The 23,827-nt window shown below is 53.1% G+C and carries 25 protein-coding genes; 10 read left to right on the plus strand and 15 right to left on the minus strand.

Going from position 1 to position 23,827, the window contains the following annotated elements:
* Nucleotides 1-153: 153 nt before the first annotated feature.
* Together wrbA and ABVN36_RS09655 are read left to right on the plus strand one after the other, a co-directional pair.
* Complete coding sequence (wrbA, locus tag ABVN36_RS09650; protein ID WP_001062898.1) at nucleotides 154-750, plus strand: NAD(P)H:quinone oxidoreductase; 597 nt, start codon at nucleotides 154-156, stop codon at nucleotides 748-750.
* 20 nt (nucleotides 751-770) lie between these two features.
* Nucleotides 771-998, plus strand: a complete 228-nt coding sequence (locus tag ABVN36_RS09655) for a YccJ family protein (protein ID WP_001143125.1) — start codon at nucleotides 771-773, stop codon at nucleotides 996-998.
* A gap of 33 nt (nucleotides 999-1,031) precedes the next feature.
* Here ABVN36_RS09655 and agp read toward each other — a convergent pair whose 3' ends face one another.
* The 5 genes from agp to ABVN36_RS09680 all read right to left on the minus strand — a co-directional run bounded on the left by agp (nucleotide 1,032) and on the right by ABVN36_RS09680 (nucleotide 5,819).
* Complete coding sequence (gene agp / locus ABVN36_RS09660; RefSeq protein WP_000749194.1) at nucleotides 1,032-2,273, minus strand: bifunctional glucose-1-phosphatase/inositol phosphatase; 1,242 nt, start codon at nucleotides 2,271-2,273, stop codon at nucleotides 1,032-1,034.
* 132 nt (nucleotides 2,274-2,405) lie between these two features.
* Nucleotides 2,406-2,912 (minus strand): protein disulfide oxidoreductase, encoded by a 507-nt coding sequence (locus ABVN36_RS09665; protein WP_023138522.1) that lies wholly within the window; start codon nucleotides 2,910-2,912, stop codon nucleotides 2,406-2,408.
* Nucleotides 2,902-3,525, minus strand: coding sequence for a DsbA family protein (locus ABVN36_RS09670; RefSeq protein ID WP_000876685.1), 624 nt, complete (start codon nucleotides 3,523-3,525; stop codon nucleotides 2,902-2,904). The genes ABVN36_RS09665 and ABVN36_RS09670 overlap by 11 nt, the downstream gene beginning before the upstream one ends.
* Nucleotides 3,522-5,408: a protein-disulfide reductase DsbD gene (locus ABVN36_RS09675; RefSeq protein ID WP_023138523.1), complete on the minus strand. Its 1,887-nt coding sequence runs from the start codon at nucleotides 5,406-5,408 to the stop codon at nucleotides 3,522-3,524. Before ABVN36_RS09675 ends, ABVN36_RS09670 begins: the two co-directional genes overlap by 4 nt.
* 48 nt (nucleotides 5,409-5,456) lie before the next feature.
* The gene (locus ABVN36_RS09680) at nucleotides 5,457-5,819 is read right to left on the minus strand and encodes a copper resistance protein (protein ID WP_001118902.1); all 363 of its coding nucleotides are present in this window, start codon (nucleotides 5,817-5,819) and stop codon (nucleotides 5,457-5,459) included.
* A gap of 235 nt (nucleotides 5,820-6,054) precedes the next feature.
* Here ABVN36_RS09680 and cbpA point away from each other — a divergent pair, with 235 nt between their 5' ends.
* The 3 genes from cbpA (at nucleotide 6,055) to ABVN36_RS09695 (ending at nucleotide 8,296) form a co-directional block, all read left to right on the plus strand.
* Nucleotides 6,055-6,975: a curved DNA-binding protein gene (cbpA, locus tag ABVN36_RS09685; RefSeq protein WP_000420603.1), complete on the plus strand. Its 921-nt coding sequence runs from the start codon at nucleotides 6,055-6,057 to the stop codon at nucleotides 6,973-6,975.
* Nucleotides 6,975-7,280 carry a chaperone modulator CbpM gene (gene cbpM, locus ABVN36_RS09690; protein WP_001284251.1) on the plus strand — a complete coding sequence of 102 codons (306 nt, stop codon included), beginning with the start codon at nucleotides 6,975-6,977 and terminating at the stop codon, nucleotides 7,278-7,280. Before cbpA ends, cbpM begins: the two co-directional genes overlap by 1 nt.
* A gap of 653 nt (nucleotides 7,281-7,933) precedes the next feature.
* Nucleotides 7,934-8,296 carry an anti-adapter protein IraM gene (locus ABVN36_RS09695; protein WP_001537781.1) on the plus strand — a complete coding sequence of 121 codons (363 nt, stop codon included), beginning with the start codon at nucleotides 7,934-7,936 and terminating at the stop codon, nucleotides 8,294-8,296.
* A 407-nt stretch (nucleotides 8,297-8,703) separates the two neighbouring features.
* Here the strand turns inward: ABVN36_RS09695 and ABVN36_RS09700 are convergent, their stop codons facing one another.
* The 9 genes from ABVN36_RS09700 to hpaG all read right to left on the minus strand — a co-directional run bounded on the left by ABVN36_RS09700 (nucleotide 8,704) and on the right by hpaG (nucleotide 17,754).
* Nucleotides 8,704-9,642 (minus strand): MBL fold metallo-hydrolase, encoded by a 939-nt coding sequence (locus ABVN36_RS09700; RefSeq protein ID WP_000976561.1) that lies wholly within the window; start codon nucleotides 9,640-9,642, stop codon nucleotides 8,704-8,706.
* 13 nt (nucleotides 9,643-9,655) lie between these two features.
* Nucleotides 9,656-10,552 (minus strand): 4-hydroxyphenylacetate catabolism regulatory protein HpaA, encoded by an 897-nt coding sequence (hpaA, locus tag ABVN36_RS09705; RefSeq protein WP_000336602.1) that lies wholly within the window; start codon nucleotides 10,550-10,552, stop codon nucleotides 9,656-9,658.
* Nucleotides 10,553-10,561: 9 nt separating this feature from the next.
* Nucleotides 10,562-11,938 (minus strand): 4-hydroxyphenylacetate permease, encoded by a 1,377-nt coding sequence (hpaX, locus tag ABVN36_RS09710; RefSeq protein ID WP_001285806.1) that lies wholly within the window; start codon nucleotides 11,936-11,938, stop codon nucleotides 10,562-10,564.
* Nucleotides 11,939-12,009: 71 nt separating this feature from the next.
* A complete protein-coding gene (gene hpaI / locus ABVN36_RS09715; RefSeq protein WP_000785062.1) occupies nucleotides 12,010-12,801 on the minus strand; it encodes a 4-hydroxy-2-oxoheptanedioate aldolase in 792 nt (263 codons plus the stop codon).
* Between the two features lie 10 nt (nucleotides 12,802-12,811).
* Nucleotides 12,812-13,615 carry a 2-oxo-hept-4-ene-1,7-dioate hydratase gene (hpaH, locus tag ABVN36_RS09720; protein ID WP_000884795.1) on the minus strand — a complete coding sequence of 268 codons (804 nt, stop codon included), beginning with the start codon at nucleotides 13,613-13,615 and terminating at the stop codon, nucleotides 12,812-12,814.
* Nucleotides 13,616-13,758: 143 nt separating this feature from the next.
* Nucleotides 13,759-14,139 carry a 5-carboxymethyl-2-hydroxymuconate Delta-isomerase gene (locus tag ABVN36_RS09725; protein ID WP_001119857.1) on the minus strand — a complete coding sequence of 127 codons (381 nt, stop codon included), beginning with the start codon at nucleotides 14,137-14,139 and terminating at the stop codon, nucleotides 13,759-13,761.
* A 9-nt stretch (nucleotides 14,140-14,148) separates the two neighbouring features.
* On the minus strand, nucleotides 14,149-15,000 hold the full coding sequence (gene hpaD / locus ABVN36_RS09730; RefSeq protein WP_000516978.1) for a 3,4-dihydroxyphenylacetate 2,3-dioxygenase: 852 nt from the start codon (nucleotides 14,998-15,000) through the stop codon (nucleotides 14,149-14,151).
* Nucleotide 15,001: 1 nt separating this feature from the next.
* The gene (gene hpaE, locus ABVN36_RS09735; protein WP_000723529.1) at nucleotides 15,002-16,468 is read right to left on the minus strand and encodes a 5-carboxymethyl-2-hydroxymuconate semialdehyde dehydrogenase; all 1,467 of its coding nucleotides are present in this window, start codon (nucleotides 16,466-16,468) and stop codon (nucleotides 15,002-15,004) included.
* Nucleotides 16,465-17,754 (minus strand): 4-hydroxyphenylacetate degradation bifunctional isomerase/decarboxylase, encoded by a 1,290-nt coding sequence (gene hpaG / locus ABVN36_RS09740; RefSeq protein ID WP_000679210.1) that lies wholly within the window; start codon nucleotides 17,752-17,754, stop codon nucleotides 16,465-16,467. The genes hpaE and hpaG overlap by 4 nt, the downstream gene beginning before the upstream one ends.
* 274 nt (nucleotides 17,755-18,028) lie before the next feature.
* Between hpaG and hpaR the strand changes: the two genes are divergently transcribed.
* The 3 genes from hpaR (at nucleotide 18,029) to ABVN36_RS09755 (ending at nucleotide 20,779) form a co-directional block, all read left to right on the plus strand.
* Nucleotides 18,029-18,469 carry a homoprotocatechuate degradation operon regulator HpaR gene (hpaR, locus tag ABVN36_RS09745; RefSeq protein ID WP_000543922.1) on the plus strand — a complete coding sequence of 147 codons (441 nt, stop codon included), beginning with the start codon at nucleotides 18,029-18,031 and terminating at the stop codon, nucleotides 18,467-18,469.
* Nucleotides 18,470-18,686: 217 nt separating this feature from the next.
* Nucleotides 18,687-20,249, plus strand: a complete 1,563-nt coding sequence (gene hpaB / locus ABVN36_RS09750) for a 4-hydroxyphenylacetate 3-monooxygenase, oxygenase component (RefSeq protein ID WP_000801496.1) — start codon at nucleotides 18,687-18,689, stop codon at nucleotides 20,247-20,249.
* Between the two features lie 17 nt (nucleotides 20,250-20,266).
* A complete protein-coding gene (locus ABVN36_RS09755; protein WP_001195556.1) occupies nucleotides 20,267-20,779 on the plus strand; it encodes a 4-hydroxyphenylacetate 3-monooxygenase reductase subunit in 513 nt (170 codons plus the stop codon).
* Nucleotides 20,780-21,111: 332 nt separating this feature from the next.
* On the opposite strand, the gene hiuH is transcribed toward ABVN36_RS09755, so the two are convergent.
* Complete coding sequence (gene hiuH / locus ABVN36_RS09760; RefSeq protein WP_000833188.1) at nucleotides 21,112-21,522, minus strand: hydroxyisourate hydrolase; 411 nt, start codon at nucleotides 21,520-21,522, stop codon at nucleotides 21,112-21,114.
* Between the two features lie 135 nt (nucleotides 21,523-21,657).
* Here hiuH and hprR point away from each other — a divergent pair, with 135 nt between their 5' ends.
* Both hprR and ABVN36_RS09770 read left to right on the plus strand, forming a co-directional pair.
* Nucleotides 21,658-22,338: a response regulator transcription factor HprR gene (gene hprR / locus ABVN36_RS09765; protein ID WP_000698207.1), complete on the plus strand. Its 681-nt coding sequence runs from the start codon at nucleotides 21,658-21,660 to the stop codon at nucleotides 22,336-22,338.
* Nucleotides 22,331-23,695 carry a heavy metal sensor histidine kinase gene (locus ABVN36_RS09770; protein ID WP_023138524.1) on the plus strand — a complete coding sequence of 455 codons (1,365 nt, stop codon included), beginning with the start codon at nucleotides 22,331-22,333 and terminating at the stop codon, nucleotides 23,693-23,695. Before hprR ends, ABVN36_RS09770 begins: the two co-directional genes overlap by 8 nt.
* Nucleotides 23,696-23,827: the final 132 nt, after the last annotated feature.

The following is a 23,827-nucleotide window of genomic DNA, read 5'->3' on the forward strand; positions in this document are numbered from 1 at the left end:
AAAAATGTATCATTTTGCAACAAAGGTCGCCAAATTAATTATTGTTATAAATCAAAGAAATGGCGCTGAAATTTGCACTCTTCACAGGAGGGCATATCTTTAAATAGACGTAGCGAATCGCTACACACCTGATTAATCTGAGGAGTAGTACAAATGGCAAAGATTCTGGTGCTCTATTATTCCATGTACGGACACATTGAAACCATGGCGCATGCGGTGGCGGAAGGGGCAAAGAAAGTCGACGGCGCAGAGGTCATTATAAAGCGTGTGCCAGAAACAATGCCGCCTGAAATCTTCGCAAAAGCTGGCGGTAAAACACAAAACGCACCGGTTGCCACCCCACAGGAGCTGGCGGATTACGATGCCATTATTTTTGGTACGCCAACCCGGTTTGGCAATATGTCAGGCCAGATGCGTACCTTCCTGGACCAAACCGGCGGACTGTGGGCATCCGGCGCGCTATACGGCAAGCTCGGCAGCGTGTTCAGTTCTACCGGAACGGGCGGCGGCCAGGAGCAGACCATCACCTCGACCTGGACTACGCTTGCCCATCATGGGATGGTGATTGTCCCGATAGGCTATGCCGCACAGGAACTCTTTGACGTCTCCCAGGTTCGCGGCGGCACGCCTTACGGCGCAACGACTATCGCCGGAGGCGACGGTTCACGTCAACCAAGCCAGGAGGAACTCTCTATCGCTCGCTATCAGGGGGAATACGTCGCCGGTCTGGCAGTCAAACTCAACGGCTAATCTTCAACAGGAGGATTCGAATGCCAACTCAAGAAGCAAAAGCGCACCGCGTCGGCGAATGGGCAAGCCTGCGTAATACGTCGCCGGAAATTGCCGAAGCCATTTTTGAAGTCGCTCACTATGACGAGAAACTGGCAGAAAAAATATGGGAAGAAGGTAGCGATGAGGTGCTGATCAAAGCCTTTGAGAAAACGGACAAAGACTCGCTCTTCTGGGGCGAACAAATCATCGAACGTAAAAACGTATAACACAAACGCCCCCGCCTGCGCGGGGGCATACGGCTATTTTGCGGCAGTGTTCATTACGTTATCAAACTTATCCAGCGGACAGAAGCCGTTCGCATCCACCGGACATCCTTTCAGTTCCAGGGTTACCCTTTGCGCGGGCGATTTAAGCGTTAATGCTTCCGCGTTACGTAACTGCCGGGCGCTCTGGTAGACATACTCAATTTTCATCAAATCCCGGTTAGCGTTGCCGTCATGCCAGCGTTGGAAGACAAGCTGACCGCCAATCGGCGTTCTCTCATACTGGTCATGGAGCTGATAGGGTTTAAAATCCAACGCCGTCAGCAGCGACGCGATATTGGAATCATGCCCCACCAGCACGGTAACCTTCGGCGCGCTAACGCGATCGGCAACCAGCACCTTATCGATATATTTCACCAGCGGCGCAGCGACATTGCGCGCCACCGTAGGTGAGGTAAACAGGCTGTCCTGGTAGCCGTTTTTCAGTTTTGACAGCACCTTCCACTGCCGATCGGTGTTAATCTTGCCCCAGGCGACCTGATCCATCGGAAACCCTTCGTAATATTGCAGGGTAAACGCATCCACCAGCGAGTTCCCTACTTTAAGCGGCCCCTGCACGCCAGGCTCTTGCTGATAGTTCGCGCTGAAGGTATCTTTCGCGTCGATTAGCGAACACTGATGCTTCTCTTTGCAGGACGGCGAGTCCTGATAATGCGTTATCTGCTCAAGCAGTTTATAACTCTCATCAAGATGTAGCTGACTACGCGCCTTTTCCATCGCCTGTACGGCCTGTTGCCGGAACGCGGCGGAATCATCGGTAATTACCGGATTGAAGGTAGGGTCCATAGTGCCCATTTTTTCCTGATGATGAACAGGAATATCACAGCCGGGGAAAGCGCCGGTAATGAAAAATTGCGCGGTGGCGACGGTGCGCTGCAAACTATTCGCATAGGCATATACCGTGTCGGGCGCCGGACATTCTCCCGACGGTATCAGCCCCTGCGCGACCAGCCATTCACGTGTGTAGTGTCCCATATAGACTTCCAGCACGCCGCCTTTCGTCGTCAGTTCCCCGCCGGGAACGTCCCACGCCGGCCAGGCGTTCGGCGTCGACTGCGCCAGTACGCTGCCATTATTCGCCAGCGGCGCCCGCAGATTATGGCGGCTCATCATCAGCACCTGTTGTAATTGATAACCCTCCGGCGTTGTCTGCGCCTGTACGGCGGATGACAACAAAACAGCCCCTGCCACAGCAACAGCGAGTAATGATTTTTTCATCCCTATGACCTCTTGTTGTTATCAAATCGTTCTGAGTGTGACAGAAATGGATCATTTTTCCGGGAACGATTTCGCAAAACGGGGGTTTTTCTTACAGTAAACGCGTTAGCGCCGGGAAACCCCGGCGCATATTCAGAACGTTTTTGCCCACCACAGCCGAAGCTTCATGCCCCAATAGCTGGTCCAGCCGCTGGTGGTGAACACAACCCGACCTTGTGAAACCACCACCAGCGTTGGCGTCACGCTGATTTCCCAGCCAGCGGATAAGGCGCCGTTAGCATCATTGACGACCGGGAAGTCAACGCCCTTGCGCGCCAGCCAGCGGGCAACCTCAGCGTCATCGCCGGAGCGGAGCGCAACGGTCATGACGTTTTCCCCTTCCACCGCCAGGCGAGCGACCGCAGGCGTAGTAAAGCGGCATACCCCGCACCAGCTGGCCCAAAAATAGAGCAGTACGGGGCGTTCCTCGCTCAAGGTCGCCAGAGTTGTCGACTCTCCCGTCAGCGTATGTAACGGTGTCGCGGCAAACGCCGGAGGCGCCTGCGGCGCGCGCCAGACGTCCATGACCACCATTATCGCGATGAGGAGCGCCAGAAAAACCGCGGCTTCACGCAGCCAACGCCGCAGTTTACCCGCCATTGGCAGCCGCCAGTTTTTCTTTCACCACCGCTTCCAGCGTATCCCAGGGCACCGCGCCCGGAATCAGCTCGTCGCCAATGATCGTCGCTGGCGTTCCTTGCACGCCGACCAGCCTTGCCAACTGCAAATTAGTGCGTATCGTTTCCATGCTTTTTTCATCCAGAGTCACTGGCGTAGCCCCTGCTTTCTGCTGGGCCTGTTTAATACTGTCATCCGTATGGTAACCGCGCTTTTGCATGAGTTTTTCATGTAGCGCGAGGAACTGTTGCGGATGCTCGCGCCAGGTGGTCAGCGCAATACGCGCCGCCAGTATGGAACTCTCTCCTTTAAATGGCAGCGGTTTAATAATGACCGCAACGTCAGGATATTTCTGCACAATCTTTTCCAGCATCGGATCGAGCTGTTTGCAGTACGGGCAGTTGTAATCCGTAAAGTTCACCAGCGTCAGCTTAGGGTGTTTAGCGCCTATCCGCGGGCTGGCAGGATCGTTAAACAACGCCGCATGGATCAGATTTTCAATCTGCTTTTCCTGATCCGGCGTAAAAGGAGCGGTTTCTTGCGCGATGCTCAGCGTCGAAAACAGCGCCAGCAGCAAAACAATCATGTATTTCATTGGGTTATTCCTTTCGCTTTTTTCAACATTTGTAATACCGCATCGCGGGTCAGCAAAGTGGGCAATGCCTCCCCTTCCGGCAAGCCGGGGCCATATACCTGATTAAACGGCACGGCGACCTGACCACGCGTTTTCAGAAAATCTGTAATGGCATCGGACGGCAGCGTCCAGTCTCCCCGCAGCGCCACAACATCCGGCTGTTGCAAGGCAGCCTGTACATCCTCTTTTTGCAGGACGTTGTATTTATTCACTTTACAGGTAATACACCAGTCCGCAGTGACATCGACAAATACCCGCTTATGCTGCGCCAGCGCCGACTGGATTGCCTGTTCACTCAACGGTTGCCACTGAACCGTGTCTTGCGCGCTCTTTGACGCAGTGAAGCCGAAATGCGGCAGGAGTAACGTCGCCAGCCAGATAGCCGACCCCAGCATCATCAGACCGAGGATCCTGCGCAGGACATTCATCCAGCGCCCGGGGCGCGGTAAACGTAGCGCAAGCCCTGGTCGTATCGCGACCAGTAGCCACGGCGCGCTCATCCCCAGGCCTAGCGCAAGGAACAGCCCCCACAGCGTCGGCAACGACGCCGTGAGCGCCACGGCGACCGCCGTGCCCAGAAACGGCGCGCTACAAGGCGTCGCCAGCAGCGTGGCGAATGCCCCCTGCCAGAAATGTCCCGACATACCGTTACCGCCGTAAGTGGCCAGTTTCGTGGTCATAGATGAGGGAAGCCTGAACTCAAAAAGCCCGAACAGGCTGGCGCTAAACAACAACATCACCAACGCCATAAAACCAATAAACCATGCATTCTGGAACTGGACTCCCCAGGCCAGCGCATGGTTTGACAGGCGAAGGAGGGTCATAAACGCCGCCAGCGCCATAAATGACGCAATGATACCGGCGACCGAAGCCAAAAATTGTCGCCTGATGTGAGAGCGGCTTTTTTCCTCTACCAATAAAATAGAGCCAAGTTTCATGCCCAGAACCGGCAGTACGCAGGGCATTAAATTAAGAATCAGTCCGCCGATCAGCGCCATCATTACAACTTGCCAGAAAGGTAGCGCCGCATTGTCCGGCGTTTGCGCTGGCGCAGCGCCAATGGTTTGCGTACTCTCCTGGGCGATAGCGCCATCGGCTAACACGAGGGTCAGCGATTTGTTGCGCAAATCGGGCGCCTTTTCGCCCCAACTGTCCGTCACCGGCACCGTCACCTGTAACCTGTCGCCCTCTACGCGCAGGCGAGGCTTCGCAAAATCGACGTCATCTACGGTGTCAAGATAGAGCCCGGGCGATGACCAGCCCGCCGCTCGCGTAGCAGTGACCACCAGTTCTCCCGGGCGATAGCCGACGTCAAGCGAGTCCGTTAGTCCACTGCGGAGCGGAACTTTACCCATCGCCCGCGCATAGTCATGGGCAAAATCGGCATTCTGCACAGTGGGCGTCACGGAAAAGGGGTAATCGGTCAACAGACAAACATTGCTGCAGGTTGATAACGTCAACACGCCGCGCAAGGTTGCCGGCGGCGTACCGCGCACGATCATCGGAAAGGTCACCTCGTCGTGATATCCCTGGGTGGTGATATTCGCCACATCAAAGCGCGAGGGGGTTGGCCAGAACCAGCTTACCTCAGGCATGTCGCCTTTCCAGGCGATAGAGGGCGCCACGCCCCCTTCCCCCGGCGCGCGCCAGTAGGTTTTCCAGCCGTTTTCCAGTTTGACGTCCAGCAACAGCCGGGTCTCACCGTTAGCGGACGTATCGGCACGTAGCCGTATGCTGGCATGGTCGTTATCGGGCGAACGCAGCCAGCCGCTTTCCGCCGCCCAGGAGACGGGCAGCCAAAGCCATAACAGGCAGAACAGTATCCGCCTGAATAAAATCATCATATTTTTTCTCCGTGAATGAGTAATTAACCGTTAGCAATAACCGGTCTGTCATTCACGGAAGACACAAAATCGTAGATGTACCCGTAATGTGGGCGGCGAAATAGCCCGTGGAGGCGAAAACGGCAGGCGCATGACCCGGACAGGCGCCAGTAAGGAAAGCAGTAGACAAAGCGCAAGGATAGCGCCTTCAAAGAGTACCGGAGGCGCCGCCAGCAGCGACTTGGCGCTTAATTCGCAGGGGGTGACCGGCGAGCCGTCATCTGTCGAGGAGGGAGCGCTGACCACCGCAGCAGAGGCCGTCGCCTGCATCTGCAAGGCGTGCAGGCCCGCCATGCGTTGCGCGGTACAAACCATTACCACGACACATGCAAGGCAAAGAAACCACCAGCCCATCCGTTGTTGTTTCGCCATTGCGCCCTCACTGTTTAACGCGAGTTATCTTAGCCACTGGCGCGGTTTTGGCAACCTTTCCCCTGTAAAGTTATGTCGGCGCGCTGCGCAACCTTCTGATAGTCGAACAACGTAATTTATTCTTACTAATGATATAACTGGTGTTTTCATACGCACTTTTCAGGTTTACCCTACACTTAGTGGAGAAACCTTTTTGGGGTCCCTTCTGTATGTATTGATTTAGCGAGATGATGCTATGGAACTTAAGGATTATTACGCCATTATGGGCGTGAAACCGACGGACGATCTCAAGACGATTAAGACCGCCTATCGCCGACTGGCCCGCAAGTACCATCCAGATGTCAGCAAAGAACCCGATGCCGAAGCCCGTTTCAAAGAGGTTGCTGAAGCATGGGAAGTGCTGAGTGATGAGCAACGGCGCGCCGAGTATGACCAGTTATGGCAACACCGTAACGATCCACAATTTAATCGCCAGTTCCAGCAACACGAAGGCCAGCCGTATAACGCTGAAGATTTTGATGATATTTTCTCGTCTATTTTTGGTCAGCACGGTCGCCATTCGCACCACCGCCACGCCGCACGCGGTCATGATATCGAAATTGAAGTGGCGGTATTCCTGGAAGAAACGCTGGAAGAGCACCAGCGTACGATTAGCTATTCCGTCCCCGTTTATAACGCGTTCGGCCTGGTGGAGCGGGAAATTCCCAAAACATTGAATGTGAAAATCCCGGCTGGCGTCAGCAACGGGCAACGAATCAGACTGAAAGGCCAGGGCACGCCGGGGGAAAACGGCGGACCTAATGGCGATTTATGGCTCGTTATCCATATTGCCCCGCATCCGCTCTTTGATATTGTCAATCAGGATCTGGAAGTCGTCCTTCCGCTTGCCCCATGGGAGGCGGCGCTCGGCGCTAAGGTGTCTGTGCCAACGCTTAAAGAGCGTATTTTGCTGACCATTCCCCCCGGCAGTCAGGCTGGTCAGCGGCTGCGTATCAAAGGAAAAGGATTAGCCAGTAAAAAGCACACTGGCGATCTCTATGCCATCATCAAAATCGTTATGCCGCCGAAACCTGACGAGAAAACAGCTGCCCTGTGGCAACAACTGGCGGACGCGCAGTCGTCCTTTGACCCACGCCAGCAATGGGGGAAAGCATAATGGCTAACATCACTGTCACCTTTACCATCACCGAATTTTGTTTGCACACCGGCGTGACGGAAGAGGAGCTAAACGAAATCGTCGGACTTGGCGTAATTGAGCCTTACGAAGACGATAACGCCGACTGGCAATTCGACGATCGCGCAGCGAGCGTGGTACAACGCGCGCTACGCTTACGCGAGGAGCTGGCGCTCGACTGGCCTGGGATCGCGGTCGCGTTAACGCTGCTGGAAGAGAATTCACGGCTGCGCGAAGAAAACCGGTTACTGCTGCAACGCCTTTCTCGCTTTATCTCGCATCCCTAATCCACGATAAAGGCAATAAACCGAGGGTGGGCTTTCTGCCCACCCCGGATTTACATGCACCCGGTATAATACCAGAATGCCTCTGACATACTTCCCCCAACGGAAGAAATATAGCCTTTCACCGCGCACAACCCGATCAACGAACCGCCAATGTCAGCCATTAATGCGCCATTGCGAAGATCATCGTTTAAATAAAGACCAGCCACACGTTCACATTTTTTAGATACGTCGGTTATTTTTACACGTTAGCGATCATTTATTGCCTGAAGAATATATTCTTTCACTGTTTTGTACTCTCTGGTTGATACGTACCTTCTCCCTGTCAATGCCGGGTAAAATGTACCGCTACGCTTACAGGTTACGGTATTTATAAATAAGAAATACAACAGTCACTTACAGTTTAATAATTGAGCGTTATAACATCCACTACCGCCCAATATTTACACCACGTATAAAATACAAAAATGTAATAGAATGTAAACAAAATAAGAGCATAAAATAAATAACTTATTAAAAAATCAATATAAATAGAGTGGTCAATAAAAAACGATCGTTTTCAACGAGTTATGTTTCTCAGATTTTCATCTATCCTGAATAGGCTTGCGGAAAATGTAATTTACACCATTGACTATTTCACTTAAAAGGTTTCTGTAATGGAATGGAAGGTCGTTGATACAGTTATAAGTCCCTCTACCGGAGTGTCGTTCTCATGCATACATAGCCTAAAAAATCTTAGATTGACCTTATGGTATCAGGCAGATGTTTACATGCCTCCAGGTAGCATTATCATCCCCTTTAATAAGGGGGTCTTAATAAACGATAAACTTTATCCCGTTACTGTTTACAACGTTACCAGGTTTAATCCTGTTCTATGGAAATCGCTTAAAGAAAATAGCCACTGTCCTGGTAACTGCAATCCTAAACCAGAAGCCTGCAGTTATCCTTTCGAGTGTCTGGTATCCGTTTGTCCATTTGGTTTAACCAGAAATATTCAAATAGATAATAAGAAAGTTTAGGAAATAAAGTATGCATTAGCCATACTACTGATTAAGTGTATTCGCGCACGTTTGCAGTATTTTGCAGTTAAATATGTTTGATATAAAAATTGTACAGTTCGGATATTTTTTGATTCGTTTAATCTAACCTTCACTTTGGCAATGAGGAGCCGGTACAGAGGATATTACTGATGGCCGGCAGACAAAGAAACGCATTGCTTTTAACACTGTATAAATTCCATCCGTGACATTCTTATTTCGTGATATTTCACCAGAGCAATCATCTTACCTTTATTGTGCATAAAAATCAGCAAGTAGTGTTTAGAAAAAATAATGTTTTAGACAAAAGCTCTGCGCGTCATGCTGATCGCCAAAAGCATAACGGGCTGACATCATGTCAGCCCGTGGGTTTACCCCTGCCCTGATACTTACGGTACGCTTATCGTCATATTGTCATGACCGACAATGACAGGGCCCGGGTAATTTTTCATGGCTTCCTGTTGCCAGACGTCATCCGCAACCGTCGCAGGCACCAGATGACTTAACACCAGTTTTTTCACGTGGGCCTCGCGAGCAATCTTACCGACATCTTCAATCGTGGTGTGATGCGACGCAATCGCTTCAGCCAGCGTTTTTCCGTTGCCAATACTATTAGCCAGTTTTGCTACCGAAGGGACATGTACCGCCTCATGTACCAGGATATCCGCCCCTTGAGCAAACGTTGCAAGCGGCGGAAACCAGGACGTATCGCCAGAGAAGACGATTCGCTTACCCTGGGTATCAAAACGGTAAGCAAACGCTTCACCGTCCGGGAAAGGGGAATGAGGCACTTTTAGCGCGCTTATTGTGACCAGTTCATCTTTATAGATGACGCCCTGGCCAATATCGGTCGCCTTAACCAGGTTGCGCGGATCGGGTTTCCCCTCTTCCTCCATGCGTAGCGTGATATCCCTGTCAAAGACCTTCCAGCTAGCCTTCGTCATCGCCTGGGTTCCCGGCGGGCCATACACCTGTATGGTATGGTCTTTCAGACCACTTGCCCAGGCATTCATCAGCAAGGAAGGATAATCCAGTATGTGGTCGCTGTGCAGATGGGTGAGCAAAATAGTATTGATGTTGCGCAGTGGAATGCCGTTTTTCACCAGTTGCAGACTGGCACCGTAGCCGGCATCTATCAGCCATATTTTATCGCCGATAGTGAGCGCCGTCGCTTGCGGTAGTCTGGCTGTATTGAGCAAAGAAGGCCCGCCTTTGGTGCCCAGTAAAACAATGTTGATCTCTTGAGGCGCAGGAGTACCGGCAGCAATGGCAAGGTGGCTTTGCGCCAGCATACAAACCGCCAGCATAGCGACGCTTTTTTTCATCATGTTTTTACTCTTCTTAGTTGAGAAAAGAGGGAACTTCACGTTGGCGAAACTGCGAAGGAGAACAGCCAGCAAGGCGATTAAAGAAACGGGCGAAATAAGCCGGATCTTTAAAACCTAATTGCCAGGCGATCTCGTTGACAGCATTGTCGGAAAAAAGCAGCAGTCGTTTCGCCTCGCGTAATTGCCGATCAAAAATCAGGCGTTTAGGCGGGCGATTAGCAAAACGTCGGCAAATATCGGTCAAACGAGATTCGGTAATATGCAACTCGCAGGCATAATCGGGCACCGTCCAGTGCTGATGGAAGTGGTTGTCAATTAACAGGGTAAAGCGCTGAAAAAGTTTCAGTTCACCGCGCATCCCGGTTGCGGCGTGATCGTCCAGCTTCGCATTACGCAACAGCAAGGTAAATACCGCCTGCGCCAGTAGCACCAGGGTATGTTCGCAGCCAGCCAGTTGTTCCGTGGACTCCCGCTCAATTAGCTGCCAGTAATGTTTGAGCGCCGCCAGCTCGTTGGGTTTATCCGCCAGCGACAGGCAGATTCCCGGCAGGCCAAAGGCCTCTCTGGTGCCGGGATAAAGCACTTCCAGCAGCGGCCAAACCAGCTCTTCGCGTACCGTCAGAACATGGCCATCGCTATCCGATTCGGTAATAAAAGCATGCGGCACCGAGGGCGGCGTAAGCACAAATAGCGGCGCCTGCACCGAATAGCGATGATCGTCGAGCTGTAGCTCAATCTGCCCGGTATCAAGAAAGTGCATTTGAAAAAACTGGTCGTGGCGATGCGCCTGCATATCACGACCAAAGAAATCCGCCATACGAGCAAACGACTGATAATGCACATCGTTACTGCCCATGCTTTCGTCATACTCTTTGCTGATATCAATATTGGCGATCGCACGTTGGCACATAGTTTCTCCTCAAGGGGTGGCGCGCGGACGCGATGCTTTCATGGGAATGAGCCAGATAATGGCGGCGCCGACGACTAACAGAGAAGCGACAAACCAGAGTCCGCTATTGAAGCTACCGGTGATATCTTTTAGCCAGCCAATCATAAACGGGCTAAGCGCGGAGCCAATATTGCCGGTGGCATTGATGACCGCAATGCCTATCGCCCTGGCGCGTAAACTGATCGACTGATCCGGCGTGGTCCAGAAGATCGCCATCGCGCTAAAAGAACCCGTGGATGCCATCACGATCCCCAGGAGCTGGATCAGGTTATGGTCGGTCGCCGACGCCAGCAGCCAGCCCGCGGCGGCAAACAGGAACGGCAACGCCGTGTGATGTTTACGCTCCTGATGTTTGTCCGAATGGCGGCTCCAGTAAATCATGCCCAGAATAGTACAAATCTGCGGGATCGCCGCCAGCAGGCCGATGGTGATATTGCTGCTGCCTTCATTAAAACTTTTCAGGATTTGCGGCGTCCAGATACTAATGGCGCTAAGCGTATTGGTAAGGCAAAAATAGGCCAGCGTATACATCAGTACAATTGGCGTGAATACTTCGCGCCACAGACTACGCTGCTGCATGGCGTTATGGCTGATGGCCCCCTCCGGCTGAACCAGCGTCAGGCGGTCATTATCCATCATCTCCTGCAAACATTTTTTATCCTCTGCCGTCAGCCATTTGGCTTTTGCCGGGGTATCATCCAGGTAAAACCAGACCATAATGCCTAACAAAACTGACGGAAATCCCTCCAGCAGGAATAACCACTGCCATCCATGCAGATTGAATATGCCGTCCAGCGATAAAATATAGCCGGAGACAATCGACCCCAACGCGGTAGTGGCTGGCATGGCAATCATAAATAATGCATTGGCGCGGGCGCGGAAAAATGCCGGGAACCAGTAGGTTAAATAGAGCAATATTCCTGGCAAAAAGCCCGCTTCGGTAATGCCCACCAGCATTCGCAGCACATACAGGCTTTTCGGTCCCACCGCGAACATCGTAGCGGTAGATGCAATGCCCCATAGCACCATAATGGTCGCAATCCAGCGGCGGGCGCCGACGATGCTCAACATCACGTTGCTGGGAATGCCGAAAATGACGTAGGTGGCGTAAAACAGCGTCGTGGCAAGGCCAAACATGGTGGCGCTTAACCCCAGATCCTGCCCCATCGTCAACCCGGCAAAACCGATGTTGATACGGTCTAAAAACGAGAAGATAAACAACACGAATAAAAATACGATCAGTCGGCGGAACAGTTTATTTATAACGGTTTGTTGACCCGTGCTGAGCGCGTTGCGCGAACTGACAGACTCGGGGCTTTCCGGAAGTGCAGATGATGTGTCGCTCATTTTTTTTCCTCTGATGGGAATTTTGTAGGGTACTACGGTTGCCCGGTAGCGCTGCGCTTACCGGGCCAGGCTTAATAGACGCCGGACGCACCGGACAGGTTTTTTTCTGCGCCAAAGCGCGCCGCCAGCGCCTCCGCTCCGCGCGCCAACAGCGTGGTGTCAACGCCGACGGCGACAAATAGCGCTCCCAGTTCCAGATAACGTTTCGCCAGTGCTTCATTGGCCATCAGAATCCCCGGCGCTTTCCCCGCCGCGCGTATCTGCACGATGGCGTTCTCAATCGCCGCCTGCACTTCCGGGTGCTGCGGATTGCCGGCAAAGCCCATATCGGCGCTGAGGTCCGCCGGGCCGATAAACACGCCGTCAATGCCATCCACGTCGAGAATTGACGCCAGATTGCTCATCGCCTCACGCGTTTCAATCTGCACCAGTACGCACATGGCGTCGTTGGCCTGGTGGAGATAGTCCGGAATGCGGTTCCAGCGCGATGCCCGCGCCAACGCGCTGCCCACGCCGCGAATACCAGCAGGCGGATAACGCGTAGCCGCCACGGCGTTTCGCGCTTCATCGGCATTCTGCACCATCGGTATCAGCAGCGTTTGCGCGCCGACGTCGAGCAGTTGCTTAATCTGTACCGGATCGTTCCATGACGGACGCACCACCGGCTGGCTGGGATAAGGCGCAATCGCCTGCAACTGGGTCAACACCGTCTGCACGTTGTTTGGCGCGTGTTCACCGTCAATCAGTAGCCAGTCGAAGCCGGCACCCGCTAACAGTTCAGCGCTGTAACTGTTGGCAAGCCCCAGCCACAAACCGATTTGCGGACGCCCCGCTTTTAACGCGTCTTTGAAAGCATTTTTCATCGTTTTTTCCTTACACAAACCGGCAACTGATCGCGCCCATGTTGCCGTAATCGACATGGAAGGTGTCGCCCTTGCGCGCCGGCACCGGGCGGGTGAACGAGCCGCCGAGGATGATCTGCCCGGCTTCAAGCTGGACATCGTAGGGGGCAAGCTTGTTCGCCAGCCACGCCACGCCGTTGGCCGGATGATTCAGCACGCCTGCGGCGACGCCGGTTTCTTCGATCACGCCGTTGCGATAGAGCAGCGCGGAGATCCAGCGCAGATCCAGCTCGTCTGGTTTGATGGGACGACCACCGAGGATCACCCCGGCGTTGGCGGCGTTGTCGGAAATGGTGTCGAACACTTTGCGCGGGCGCTGGGTTTCCGGGTCGATGTTGTGGCTGCGGGCGTCAATCAGTTCCAGCGCCGGAATCACATAATCCGTGGCGTTGTAGACGTCGAACAGCGTGCAGTGAGGGCCGCGCAGCGGTTTCGCCAGCACGAACGCCAGCTCCACTTCAATACGCGGGACGATAAAACGGTCGGTGGGGATATCGCCGCCGTCATGGAAGAACATATCGTCAAGCAGCGCGCCGTAATCCGGTTCGCTGATTTGCGAGCTGGCCTGCATCGCTTTTGAGGTCAGGCCGATTTTGTGGCCTTTGAGCGTGCGCCCTTCGGCGATCTTGATATTGACCCATTCACGCTGTACGGCATAGGCATCTTCAATAGTGATGTTGGGATAATCCAGCGACACTGCGCGAATCTGTTCACGCTGTTTTTCAGCCTGATTAAGTCGCTGGGCTATCAGGGTATGGGTCTGTTTATCGAGCATAGTTGCTTCCTGTTACCTCATTCGGTGCTGCTGCGCCGGGTGGCGACGCGGGTGCGTCTTACCCGGCCTACGGTTCGGTATTGCTTCGTGCATCGTTTTTTTGTAGGCCCGGTCAGCGCAGCGCCACCGGGCGAAAGAGTGTGCTATTTAAATAACGCGTGTACGTTGTTTTGTTTGTAATTGAGCGTTGGATGTAACTCGGCAATCTCAAACGACAGCGCCAGATAGCGGTTCTCCATCAGGTCGGCGAAGTGGGCTTTAATCAGCCCAAACAGCATTTCGCCAACTTCCTGACGGCTCTCCAGGCTGCGCCCGGCGCCGATTTTCAGCGTCATATGCACAAACGCGTAATCATGCTTACCGTCAGCCATCTGCCAGGTATCCAGCCAGTGGGCGCGACTGCGGATACCGCCGATGGGGAAAATCCCGCTGGCGGCCAGCGCCTCGTTTACTTTGCTGAACAGGCTTGGTAAATCAGCCTGCTCGCGAATATTTTCAGTACATTCAGCAATAAAGTGCGGCATAAACACCCCTTACGCAGGCAGCGGGAAAACAGCGTTTACCTGGCCGGTACCGGAGCTGGCGAACAGGTCGGTGATGAACTCCACCTTGCCGTCGTATTTGTCCCAACCCAGCATTCCCAGCAGCATGACCGTGTCGTGCATGTTGCCTTCGCCGTAGCAGTAGTCGGCGTACTCCGGCAACATGGTGCAAAACTCCTTGAATTTGCCTTCGCGCCACAGCTTGACCACGCGCTCGTCCATTTGATGATCGAACTCGCGGGTGTAGCTGTTCATCCCCTCTTCCGCCCGTTGGTCGTCAATAAAACGGTGCGACAGAGAACCACTGGCGAATACCGCTACGGTACCGTCATATTTCTCAATCGCCTTGAGAATGGCTTCGCCCAGTCTGCGGCTGTCGGCAAAATCATGCACAGTGCAGAACGCCGAGATGGAGACCACTTTGAAGTGCTTGTCGCTGTTCATGTAGCGCATCGGTACCAGCGTGCCATACTCCAGCTTCAGGCTCGGGATGTTATGCGCTTTAGCGCGCACGCCCAGTTTGACTGCCTCGTCGGCGATCAGGTGGCCGAGCTCCGGATTACCGTCATAGTCATAGGTCATGTCGCGAATAAAGTGCGGCAATTCGTTGCTGGTATAGACGCCCTGGAAATGGTCGGCACAATTAATGTGGTAAGCGCTATTCACCAGCCAGTGGGTGTCGAATACGATAATGGTGTCAACGCCCATTTCGCGGCAACGCTTGCCTATTTCAATATGCCCATCAATGGCTGCCTGACGACAACCGTGATTTTTTCCCGGCAGTTCAGAAAGATACATCGACGGCACGTGGGTAATTTTTGCTGCTAACGCTAACTTGCCCATATCAAACTCCCCATTTTGGGATAGGATGGTCGCCCATTGAGATGCAGACGTTTTTCATTTCCGCAAACACTTCGAAGCTATATTCGCCGCCTTCGCGCCCGGTACCGGAGGCTTTCACGCCGCCGAACGGCTGGCGCAGGTCGCGGACGTTCTGGGTGTTGACGAAGACCATGCCGGCTTCAATCCCACGCGCCAGGCGCAACACTTTGCTCACGTCCTGGGTCCAGATATAAGAGGCCAGACCGTATTCCACGTCGTTCGCCAGGCGTAACCCTTCCGCTTCGTCTTTGAATGGCAGCAGACAGGCGACTGGCCCAAAGATCTCTTCCTGCGCAACGCGCATACGGTTGTCGACATCGGCCAGCACGGTTGGGCGCAGGAAGTTACCGCCTTTCAGATGCGCAGGCAGGTCAGTGGGTTTTTCCGCACCGCCCGCCAGCAGCGTTGCGCCCTCTTCAATGCCGAGGCGGATATAACCGGAGACTTTTTCCCAGTGCTGTTGGCTAATCAGCGCGCCGACCTGGGTGTTCGGGTCGGTCGGATCGCCGACACGCAGGCGATTCGCGCGTTCGGCAAAGCGCTTCACGAACTCAGGGTAAATGCTCTGCTGGATAAAGATGCGCGACCCGGCGGTGCAGCGTTCGCCGTTGATCGAGAAGATGGTGAACAGCGCGGCGTCCAGCGCGCGCTCAATGTCGGCATCTTCAAAAATCAGCACCGGCGATTTACCGCCCAGCTCCATCGAGTATTTTTTCAGGCCGGCATTTTTCATGATATTGCGACCGGTGGCGGTACCGCCGGTAAACGACACCGCACGCACGTCATGGTGGCGTACCAGCGCATCGCCCGCCGTCGCGCCGTAGCCCTGCACCACGTTCAGCACGCCTGCCGGAATTCCTGCCTCCAGCGCCAACTCGCCCAACCTGTCGGCAGTCAACGGCGACAGCTCGGACATTTTGAGCACCGCGGTGTTGCCCAGCGCCAGGCACGGCGCGACTTTCCAGGTCGCGGTCATAAACGGCACGTTCCACGGCGACACCAGCGCGCAGACGCCGACGGGCTGCACCAGCGTATAATTGAGCATTTTATCGTCAACCGGATAGGTCTTGCCGTTCATCTGCTGGCACACTTCGGCGAAGAATTCGAAGTTATGCGAGGCGCGCGGGATCAGCACGTTTTTAGTCTGGTGAATAGGCAGGCCGGTGTCGGCGGTTTCCATCGCCGCGATTTCCGGTACGTTCTGGTCAATCAGGTCACCCAGACGACGCATCAGGCGCGCGCGCTCTTTCATCGGCAGATTGGCCCATTTCGGGAACGCCTCTTTGGCCGCCGCGACAGCCTGGTTCACTTCTGCTTCACCGCCGGAGGCTACTTCCGCCAGCACGTCACCGGTCGCCGGGTTAGTGGTCTGGAAGTAGTCGTTACCTGCAACGTTTTTGCCGTTAATCCAATGATTTATCTTCTTCATTTTGCGCTCTCCTCACTGACGATTCGGTTAACCAAGCGACCCACGCCTTCTACTTCCACGACAACTTCATCCCCCGGCACCACATCGGACAACCCTTTCGGCGTACCGGTGGCAATCATGTCGCCCGGTTGCAACGTCATAAATTCGCTCAGATAAGAAATCAGGAACGGGATGCTGAAGATCAGATCGGCGGTCGTCCCTTCCTGCCGCAGCTCACCGTTAACAAAGGTGCGTAACGTCAGGTTATGCGGATCAGAAACCGCCTCTTTATCCACAATCCACGGGCCTATCGGCGTCAGGCCGTCGCGGCTTTTTACCCGCAGATTCGGACGGTAGTAGTTTTCCAGATAGTCGCGGATCGCGTAGTCGTTGCAGACGGTGTAACCGGCCACATACTCCATAGCTTCGGCTTCGCTCACCTTACGCGCCGTTTTGCCAATCACCACGACCAGCTCGGCTTCGTAGTGCATATATTCGACGTTGTTCGGGCGTACCGACGTTTGGTGATGTTCGGTAAAGGTGTTTGGCGCTTTGATAAATACCAGCGGCTCTTTCGGCGGCGTAAATGCCAGCTCGCTGGCGTGATCGGCGTAGTTCAACCCCAGCGCAAATAACGTTCCCGTCGCTGACAGCGGCCACGTAAACGTCTGGTGGCGGGCGAATTCATCTTCTGCGACAACCGGATTTTCCAGAGCGGGTAAACCTTTCGCCAGAATACGCACCCGATCGCCGGGACGCAGCGCAACGCGATTCTGCGGCGTACCGAGTAAGATCGCATCGCCAGGGTTAAGCGTAGCGAACTCACTTAACGCGCTAAGCAGTTGTGCGGCGCTACGCTGTAAATCGGCAGTATTCCAGTGGTCCGCTTCTCGTCCGTTGATTTCAGTGATAATGGTGAGGTTATCCACATCACTCAGCGGCGCCATTTCACCCAACGGGCAAAAGCCATCGCGACATTTCGCTTTAATCGCCGGGCGATAAAAGCTCTCTTCCGGCAGGCTGACCTCGTTAGCCAGCGCATACCCGGCGATATAGTCCGCCGCCGCTTCAGGGCGTATCCGGCTGGCGGTTTTCCCCACAATGAGCGCCACTGTCGCGCCGCTCAGTACCTTTTCTCCCTGCGGATAAGGAATGGGTTCGCCGTGACGAATCACCGTATTACGCGGCTTGATGAACCACACTGCGGTTTTAGGCGGCGCATTATAGGGAGGCTGAGAGAAAGCCTCTTGCCAGGCATCAAGCTGACTGCGATGGTTTAACGCAACGGCGAAAACAGTACCCTTCATACATAAACTCCTCAGGCCGATTTAACGGGCTGTGATTTCATTAATATATTAATGATTAGATTTATGCTTTCGCTGTACATTTAGCAAGCTGAAGTAAAGTATTTGTGATGTGATTAACAATATTTTCACAAATTTATTATTAAATGCATACATATCAAAGAGTTAAATAAAACCCCTTGTTTCTGTTAAACTTTGGACATAAAACAGATGTCATAGCTCACATCGGTAAACACGATTATTCAGGTATTAATAATTCTGCAAAAGAGAAACGCTTATGCATGATTCATTAACCATCGCATTGCTTCAGGCGCGCGAAGCGGCAATGACCTATTTCCGCCCCATCGTTAAAAGCCACAATCTGACCGACCAGCAATGGCGCATTGTGCGAATCCTGGCCGATAGCCCCTCTATGGATTTTCATGAGCTGGCCTTTCGTACCTGCATTTTGCGTCCAAGTCTGACCGGAATATTGACGCGCATGGAGCGAGACGGACTGGTGTTGCGACTCAAGCCGGTTAACGATCAGCGTAAGTTATATGTCATGTTGACGGAGCAGGGACAAACGCTGTACGCCCGTGCCCGGAGCCAGGTTGAAGAGGCTTATCGAAAAATTGAGGCCGATTTCACGCCCGAAAAAACACAGCAATTGATGCTGCTGCTGGACGATCTTATTGCTCTGGGACGCCAGCATCCTGATAGCGAAGCGGAAGCATAGTATTCTTACCTTCCCACGCCGCCGACGCGGGAATCCCCTCCCGCTTACAACGTTGACGGCGATCGCATTTTACTCTTCTTCTTCGACGTTCATCTGAAAAGTACCCGCCGTTGTCCTGAAAGTCTCTTCACAGTTTACGCTTCTGCCTATTCAATTAAACAACAAATAAGAAACATATTATTAACAAAACATTCCGATTAACGAGGAAGAGGCCGCAATGAAACCTGAAGATTTTCGTACTGATAACAAGCGTCCGTTAACGGGCGAAGAGTATTTAAAAAGCCTGCAGGACGGGCGGGAAATTTATATTTACGGCGAACGCGTTAAAGATGTTACGACACATCCGGCATTCCGCAATGCCGCAGCCTCTGTCGCACAACTGTATGACGCATTACATAAACCGTCGATGCAAGATACCCTGTGCTGGAATACTGATACCGGCAGCGGCGGTTATACGCATAAATTTTTCCGCGTGGCGAAAAGCGCAGACGATCTGCGCCAACAGCGTGATGCTATCGCCGAGTGGTCACGCCTGAGTTACGGCTGGATGGGACGCACACCGGATTACAAAGCCGCCTTTGGTTGCGCTCTGGGCGCTAACCCAGCCTTCTACGGCCAGTTTGAGCAGAACGCCCGCAACTGGTACACCCGTATTCAGGAGACCGGCCTGTACTTTAACCATGCAATCGTCAACCCGCCCATTGACCGCCACAAACCTGCCGACGAAGTGAAAGACGTCTATATCAAGCTGGAGAAAGAGACGGACGCCGGGATTATTGTCAGCGGGGCGAAAGTTGTCGCCACTAACTCCGCCCTGACTCACTACAACATGATTGGTTTCGGCTCAGCCCAGGTGATGGGCGAAAACCCGGATTTTGCTCTGATGTTTGTCGCGCCAATGGATGCCGAAGGCGTAAAACTTATTTCACGCGCCTCGTATGAAATGGTCGCGGGCGCGACGGGCTCGCCGTTTGATTATCCACTCTCCAGCCGCTTTGATGAAAACGATGCCATTCTGGTGATGGACAAGGTGTTGATCCCGTGGGAAAACGTGTTGATTTACCGTGATTTCGATCGTTGCCGTCGCTGGACGATGGAAGGCGGCTTTGCCCGTATGTATCCACTGCAAGCCTGTGTTCGTCTGGCGGTTAAACTTGATTTCATTACCGCGCTGCTGAAAAAATCGCTCGAATGTACGGGTACCGTAGAGTTCCGGGGCGTGCAGGCCGATCTCGGCGAAGTCGTGGCCTGGCGCAATATGTTCTGGGCATTGAGCGATTCTATGTGTTCTGAAGCAACCCCGTGGGTAAACGGCGCCTGGCTACCGGACCACGCCGCGCTGCAAACCTATCGTGTGATGGCCCCAATGGCCTACGCGAAAATTAAAAATATTATTGAACGTAACGTTACCAGCGGCCTGATTTACCTGCCTTCCAGCGCCCGCGATTTGAATAATCCGCAAATCGACCAGTACCTGGCGAAATACGTACGCGGCTCTAACGGAATGGACCATGTTGAACGTATCAAAATTCTTAAATTGATGTGGGATGCCATCGGCAGCGAGTTCGGCGGTCGCCATGAGCTGTACGAGATTAACTACTCGGGCAGCCAGGATGAAATTCGTCTGCAGTGCCTGCGTCAGGCCCAGAGCTCCGGCAATATGGATAAGATGATGGCAATGGTCGATCGCTGCCTCTCCGAATACGATCAGAATGGCTGGACGGTTTCGCATTTGCACAATAACGACGACATCAATCAACTGGATAAGCTGCTGAAATAACGCGGCAGGAGGTTCTCATGCAAGTAGATGAACAACGTCTGCGTTTTCGCGATGCGATGGCAAGTCTGGCGGCAGCGGTCAACATCGTAACCACGGCGGGTCACGCCGGACGCTGCGGTATCACCGCAACAGCGGTCTGCTCCGTCACCGATACGCCGCCCTCCGTAATGGTATGTATTAATGCCAATAGCGCCATGAACCCCGTTTTTCAGGGCAACGGCAGGCTGTGCATTAATGTACTTAACCATGAGCAGGAGCTGATGGCGCGCCATTTTGCCGGTATGACGGGGATGGCGATGGAGGAGCGGTTTCACCAGCCATGTTGGCAAAACGGGCCGCTGGGCCAGCCGGTACTTAACGGCGCGCTGGCCGGTCTCGAAGGCGAGATCAGCGAGGTACAAACCATTGGCACGCATCTGGTGTATCTGGTGGCGATCAAAAATATTATTCTTAGCCAGGATGGGCATGGCCTGATTTATTTCAAACGCCGTTTTCATCCGGTCAGACTTGAGATGGAAGCGCCTGTTTAACCGTCACTCATGCCCACAAGCGGGATAACCACCGCTTGTGGGAGAAGAGTCGATACGCTGAAGATTTTTATTCCCGCCGCGATGTTTGCTCGCCATAAATCGCGGCGATTAATACAATCTAAGAACCTATCCCACCAGGCGTTATTGGCGCAGCCAGTTTGGACACGGACAGCGCGCAAAAACCGGAGCGTACACGTAGTACGTGAGGTTTGACTCGCTACGCTCGCCATTCGGGCCGCCGCAAGCGGCGTTCAAAACGCTAACGCGTTTTGGCGAGCACTGCCCTGGTCCAAAATGGCAAGTAAAATAGCCCTAATGGGATAGGCTCTAAATTAGCTCCCGCGATAGGTTGAATAACCATACTGACTTAATAACAGCGGCACATGATAGTGCTCATTCGTTTTGCTGATATGAAACTCGACGGGAATCTCCGGGAAAAACGTATCCAGTTTTTTACTTTCAAAATACTGGCCGGTTTTAAAAATAACGCGATAATCCCCCGGCGCGGCAGCTTTTTCGGGCCACAGTGCTTTAATACGTCCATCCTGGTCGGTATGCCCGGTGTTTAATTGCGTCCATCCGTTATCCTTTTTCTGCTCCAGTACCACCTCCACGCCGGGCGCCGGTTTGCCTGTTTGCTGATCGAGAATATGTACGCTGAGAATATTGTTGCCAGCGGCCAGCGCCATTGCCGGGGCTGCAACAAGAGATGCTATCACGGTAGCCAGTATATATCGTTTCATGCTTCACTCCTTTACGGTATTGATGCAGGAAAATATATCTGGCGCGTCCAGGATTAACCTTACACGGACATGACAATTATGTCATCTTGTTGGATATTTACGGATTCGCTAACAAGCCTATGGCATACTGCGTCGATGAAGATTTTATTGATTGAAGATAACCAGAAAACCATTGAGTGGGTACGTCAGGGACTCACGGAGGCAGGCTATGTGGTTGATTATGCCTGTGATGGACGAGACGGATTACACCTGGCCCTTCAGGAACATTATTCATTGATTATTCTTGATATTATGCTGCCGGGGCTTGATGGATGGCAGGTTTTACGCGCGTTACGCACTGCGCATCAATCCCCTGTCATTTGCCTGACGGCGCGCGACTCGGTTGAGGATCGCGTCAAAGGTCTTGAGGCGGGCGCTAATGATTACCTTGTTAAGCCTTTTTCCTTCGCCGAACTGCTGGCCCGGGTGAGAGCTCAACTCAGACAGCACGTCCCGGTCTTTACCCGACTGACGATCAATGGTCTGGACATGGATGCCACAAAGCAATCGGTGTCACGAAATGGCAAACCGATTTCCCTGACCCGCAAAGAATTCCTGCTCCTCTGGTTACTGGCGTCCCGGGCAGGAGAAATCGTGCCCCGAACCGCGATCGCCAGCGAAGTTTGGGGAATTAACTTTGATAGTGAAACCAACACCGTTGATGTCGCGATTCGTCGGCTGCGCGCCAAAGTAGACGATCCATTTGAAAAGAAGCTCATTATGACCGTCCGGGGGATGGGTTATCGATTACAGGCGGAAACGTCGCAGAATGGTTAAGTTATCAATGACGCTGCGCCTGACAATTTCTTTTATCGCCATACTTATCCTCGCCTGTACCGGCATTAGCTGGACGCTCTATAACGCGCTGAGCAAAGAATTAACGTATCGGGATGATATGACGCTAATAAATCGGGCGGCGCAAATGCAGCAACTGTTACTGGATGGCGCCAGGCCGGAAAATCTGCCGCTCTATTTCAATCGGATGGTGGATACGAAGCAGGATATCTTATTGATTCATTCAGCAACAGGCCACAATGTTGCGATTAATCATAGCGGCATCCCCGACCAACGCTTTAACGAGATTCCGCTGGCTAAAAACATCACCCGCGAAACCTTATTTCGCCAGGCGGTACAAGGCACGGAGCTGACCGCGGTACGAGTAAACGCCAGAAGCGGCGATGACCCGCTGACCCTTACTATTGCCAGGCTGGCGACGGAAAGGCGGCAAATGCTGGCGCAATATCGCCGCAACAGTTTGCTGATTAGCCTTATCGCGATCCTCGTCTGTTCGGCGCTCAGTCCATTAGTCATCAGAAACGGGCTGCGGGCCATTACGTCGCTCAGCCGACTCACCGCGGCGACAGATAGCGGCACACTTCGCCAGCCGTTGGCGGAACAGGCGTTACCCGTCGAGCTCAGGCCGCTTGGACAAGCGCTAAATACTATGCGCCAGAAGCTTTCCGACGATTTTGAACGCCTGAACCAATTTGCCGACGATCTGGCGCATGAGCTGCGCACGCCGGTTAATATTTTACTGGGGAAGAATCAGGTGATGCTGAGTCAGGAACGCAGCGCCGAAGAGTATCAACAAGCCCTTGTCGATAATATTGAAGAGCTGGAGGGACTGTCGCGACTGACAGAAAATATTCTCTTTCTGGCACGCGCGGAGCACCAGAATATAGCGGTAAAAAAACAGCCTGTTTCGCTCAATGCGTTGATTGAAAATATGCTGGATTATCTTAGCCCCCTTGCCGAGGAGAAGCGCATCTGTTTTATAAATCAATGTCAGGGAACGGTATGGGCTGACGAAATATTATTACAAAGAGTGCTCTCAAACCTGCTGACGAATGCCATCCGTTATTCTGATGAAAACGCCGTGATACGTATTGAAAGCGCTTATGATGATAACGTTGCAGAAATTCGGGTCGCTAATCCGGGCAGCCACCCCGCCGATGCGGATAAGCTTTTCCGGCGTTTTTGGCGAGGAGATAATGCCCGCCATACTGCCGGTTTCGGCCTGGGGTTATCGTTAGTTAACGCGATTGCTCTATTACACGGTGGTTCGGCATCTTACCGCTATGCCGATGAACATAATATCTTTTCGGTTCGTCTGCCTGATAGCGCTGATAGCTAAGGTCAGTACAGGTTCTGTTCCCCTTCCCTGCCACAGGGCTGTGGTTATCAATACAACCTCAATAAAGAGAAAATAAAGGATGCCGGCAAAGAATATTGCTGGCTCGATCACTTTCTCGGTTTCCAATCCAGG

It is taken from the genome of Salmonella sp. SJTUF15581, from assembly GCF_043356775.1.
GTDB lineage: Bacteria > Pseudomonadota > Gammaproteobacteria > Enterobacterales > Enterobacteriaceae > Salmonella > Salmonella enterica.

Coding starts and splice junctions, on each gene's coding strand:
- wrbA (WP_001062898.1), top strand. CDS start 154: ATGGCAAAGATTCTGGTGCTCTATTATTCCATGTACGGACACATTGAA.
- ABVN36_RS09655 (WP_001143125.1), top strand. CDS start 771: ATGCCAACTCAAGAAGCAAAAGCGCACCGCGTCGGCGAATGGGCAAGC.
- agp (WP_000749194.1), bottom strand. CDS start 2,273: ATGAAAAAATCATTACTCGCTGTTGCTGTGGCAGGGGCTGTTTTGTTG.
- ABVN36_RS09665 (WP_023138522.1), bottom strand. CDS start 2,912: ATGGCGGGTAAACTGCGGCGTTGGCTGCGTGAAGCCGCGGTTTTTCTG.
- ABVN36_RS09670 (WP_000876685.1), bottom strand. CDS start 3,525: ATGAAATACATGATTGTTTTGCTGCTGGCGCTGTTTTCGACGCTGAGC.
- ABVN36_RS09675 (WP_023138523.1), bottom strand. CDS start 5,408: ATGATGATTTTATTCAGGCGGATACTGTTCTGCCTGTTATGGCTTTGG.
- ABVN36_RS09680 (WP_001118902.1), bottom strand. CDS start 5,819: ATGGCGAAACAACAACGGATGGGCTGGTGGTTTCTTTGCCTTGCATGT.
- cbpA (WP_000420603.1), top strand. CDS start 6,055: ATGGAACTTAAGGATTATTACGCCATTATGGGCGTGAAACCGACGGAC.
- cbpM (WP_001284251.1), top strand. CDS start 6,975: ATGGCTAACATCACTGTCACCTTTACCATCACCGAATTTTGTTTGCAC.
- ABVN36_RS09695 (WP_001537781.1), top strand. CDS start 7,934: ATGGAATGGAAGGTCGTTGATACAGTTATAAGTCCCTCTACCGGAGTG.
- ABVN36_RS09700 (WP_000976561.1), bottom strand. CDS start 9,642: ATGATGAAAAAAAGCGTCGCTATGCTGGCGGTTTGTATGCTGGCGCAA.
- hpaA (WP_000336602.1), bottom strand. CDS start 10,552: ATGTGCCAACGTGCGATCGCCAATATTGATATCAGCAAAGAGTATGAC.
- hpaX (WP_001285806.1), bottom strand. CDS start 11,938: ATGAGCGACACATCATCTGCACTTCCGGAAAGCCCCGAGTCTGTCAGT.
- hpaI (WP_000785062.1), bottom strand. CDS start 12,801: ATGAAAAATGCTTTCAAAGACGCGTTAAAAGCGGGGCGTCCGCAAATC.
- hpaH (WP_000884795.1), bottom strand. CDS start 13,615: ATGCTCGATAAACAGACCCATACCCTGATAGCCCAGCGACTTAATCAG.
- ABVN36_RS09725 (WP_001119857.1), bottom strand. CDS start 14,139: ATGCCGCACTTTATTGCTGAATGTACTGAAAATATTCGCGAGCAGGCT.
- hpaD (WP_000516978.1), bottom strand. CDS start 15,000: ATGGGCAAGTTAGCGTTAGCAGCAAAAATTACCCACGTGCCGTCGATG.
- hpaE (WP_000723529.1), bottom strand. CDS start 16,468: ATGAAGAAGATAAATCATTGGATTAACGGCAAAAACGTTGCAGGTAAC.
- hpaG (WP_000679210.1), bottom strand. CDS start 17,754: ATGAAGGGTACTGTTTTCGCCGTTGCGTTAAACCATCGCAGTCAGCTT.
- hpaR (WP_000543922.1), top strand. CDS start 18,029: ATGCATGATTCATTAACCATCGCATTGCTTCAGGCGCGCGAAGCGGCA.
- hpaB (WP_000801496.1), top strand. CDS start 18,687: ATGAAACCTGAAGATTTTCGTACTGATAACAAGCGTCCGTTAACGGGC.
- ABVN36_RS09755 (WP_001195556.1), top strand. CDS start 20,267: ATGCAAGTAGATGAACAACGTCTGCGTTTTCGCGATGCGATGGCAAGT.
- hiuH (WP_000833188.1), bottom strand. CDS start 21,522: ATGAAACGATATATACTGGCTACCGTGATAGCATCTCTTGTTGCAGCC.
- hprR (WP_000698207.1), top strand. CDS start 21,658: ATGAAGATTTTATTGATTGAAGATAACCAGAAAACCATTGAGTGGGTA.
- ABVN36_RS09770 (WP_023138524.1), top strand. CDS start 22,331: ATGGTTAAGTTATCAATGACGCTGCGCCTGACAATTTCTTTTATCGCC.